The sequence below is a fragment of the Mesorhizobium sp. M7A.F.Ca.US.005.03.1.1 genome (genome assembly GCF_003997975.1).
Lineage (GTDB): Bacteria > Pseudomonadota > Alphaproteobacteria > Rhizobiales > Rhizobiaceae > Mesorhizobium > Mesorhizobium ciceri.
The window spans coordinates 1-2,036 of record NZ_RZRO01000205.1 but is presented as its reverse complement, the minus strand read 5'-3'; the positions used below and the strand labels follow the sequence as shown (position 1 = coordinate 2,036).

Here is a 2,036-nt window from a genome sequence, read left to right as displayed (position 1 = left end):
GAGCCGCAACCGGCCCGAACCTTCCTTCAGCGTCCCTTGCCACTTGGCCGAGGCTTCACGAATTGTCATGGTCGTTCTCCCTTGGGTTTGAGGACTCGATGGGTCAGGCGCCGTCGATGATCACCTTCCCAACGACGTCGCCCTGCTGGAAATAGCGATAGGCATCGCCGGCCTCGGTGAAGGCGAAGACCTTGTCGATGACGGGCCGCAGGCGGTGCTGCGAGACGGCGCGCAGCATGGCTTCGAGATTGGTCCGGCTGCCGACGAACAGGCGGCTGATGGTGGCGAGGCTGCGCTGGTAGAGTGCCGCCGGCAGCTGGATCGATCCGCCTTTCGCATCCTGCAGCGTCAAGAGCACGATGTGCCCGTAAAGCGTGCTGGCGATCAGCGACTGCGCGAAGGTCGCCGGGCCACCGGTCTCGACGACGAGATCGATGCCGCCGGTCTGGTCGCGGACGGCCGCACCCCATTGCGGCATATCCGGTGTCGAAATCACCAGGTCGGCGCCCAGCGCCCGCAGCCTGTCGGCTTTCTCGCCGCGCGAGGTGACGACGGCGACATGGCAGCCGAGCAGCTTGGCGAACTGCAATGCAAAGAGCGAGACGCCGCCCGAGCCGATGACCAGAACCCATTGGCCGGGCTTCGGAATTCCGGCGCCCGTCACCGCATTCCAGGCGGTCAGGCCGGCGCAGGTCAGCGTTGCGGCCTCTTGCCAGTCGAGATGATCGGGCAGCCGCACCGCCCATTGTTCGTCGAGAACCGCATATTCCGCCAGCATGCCGTCCAGCGTGCAGCCGAGCTGGTCGACGAGCCCGGCATGGATGCGGCCGTCGATCCAGCGCGCGAAATAGCTGCCGGTGACACGGTCGCCGACGGCAAAGCGGGTGACGGCAGCGCCGACGGCGACAACCTCACCAGCCCCGTCGCTCAGCGGAACGACGCCTTGGCGTGGCGGCAGCGGATAGGTGCCGTTGAGGATCATCGTGTCGCGTCGGTTGAGCGATGTGGCGCGAACGCGCACCACGATCTCATGCGGTTTCGGCTCTGGCTGCGCCGCCTCGCGCATCACCAGGGATTCGGTCCCGGATCCTTCGAGGCGGTAGTTGCGCATTTCGTTCTCCTCAAGGAATATATAGACTGATCTACATATTATGTAGACCGATTGTGATATTCTGCGCAAGGCCTATAATGATTCCTACTGACAGAGGTTGACATGGCCAACGACACCCGCACCCGCATACTCGAGACGACTGGGCTGCTGCTCAGGCAGCACGGCTATCACGGCACCTCGCTCAACGACATATTGAGCGCCAGCGGCGCACCGCGGGGCTCGCTGTATTTTCATTTTCCCGGCGGCAAGGACCAATTGGTCATCGAGGTGACGCGCGCCAGCGTTGCCGACGTGACGGAGAGGCTGGGCGAAGCGCTGGCCGCCGAAAAGGATCCGGCGGTAGCCGTCCATCATATCTACCAGTCGGTGGGGCGCATGCTGGAAGACAACCAGTTTTCACTCGGCTGTCCGATCGCGCCTGTCGTGCTGGACTCGCCCACCGACGTGCCGGAACTGGCGGAGTTGTGCCGCTCGGCCTTCGAACAGTGGATAGGTCTGCTGCGGGACGCCTTCGTCAGGGCAGGGGTGCCCGCGCGCCGCGCGCATGCATTGGCACTGCTGGTCGAATCGTCACTGGAAGGGCTGATGGTGATCGCCCGCGCCACCCGAGACCGCGCCCCCTTACAGGCGGTGGCTGATGAGGTCGCGGCGTTGATCGAAGCCGCGGTGCTTGCTGGCGAGGTAAAGCAACGCGCGGATGCCGCCGTCTGAGAACCGACGGAGGCGCGGCGATCGAGGTCCGCGTAAACGAAAAGGGCGGCATCTCTGCCGCCCTTTCCGTATCTGAAGGCTGATAGGGCTGGATTAGAAATCCATGCCGCCCATGCCGCCCATGCCGCCGCCGCCCATGCCGCCAGGCATGCCGCCGCCAGCCGACTCCTTCTTCGGAGCCTCCGCGATCATGGCTTCGGTGGTGACGAGCAGG

At 64.7% G+C, this 2,036-nt stretch carries 2 protein-coding genes; one reads left to right on the top strand and one right to left on the bottom strand.

The window, feature by feature from the left end; genetic code table 11:
* Positions 1-103: 103 nt before the first annotated feature.
* Positions 104-1,111, bottom strand: coding sequence for an NAD(P)-dependent alcohol dehydrogenase (locus tag EN990_RS35125; protein WP_127369264.1), 1,008 nt, complete (start codon positions 1,109-1,111; stop codon positions 104-106).
* 102 nt (positions 1,112-1,213) lie between these two features.
* On the opposite strand from EN990_RS35125, the gene EN990_RS35120 reads away from it, so the two are divergent.
* Positions 1,214-1,822, top strand: coding sequence for a TetR/AcrR family transcriptional regulator (locus EN990_RS35120; RefSeq protein ID WP_127369263.1), 609 nt, complete (start codon positions 1,214-1,216; stop codon positions 1,820-1,822).
* The last annotated feature ends 214 nt before the right edge of the window (positions 1,823-2,036 follow it).

Excerpts from the sequence above, each read along its gene's own strand:
- EN990_RS35125 (WP_127369264.1), bottom strand. The coding sequence starts at position 1,111 with ATGCGCAACTACCGCCTCGAAGGATCCGGGACCGAATCCCTGGTGATG.
- EN990_RS35120 (WP_127369263.1), top strand. The coding sequence starts at position 1,214 with ATGGCCAACGACACCCGCACCCGCATACTCGAGACGACTGGGCTGCTG.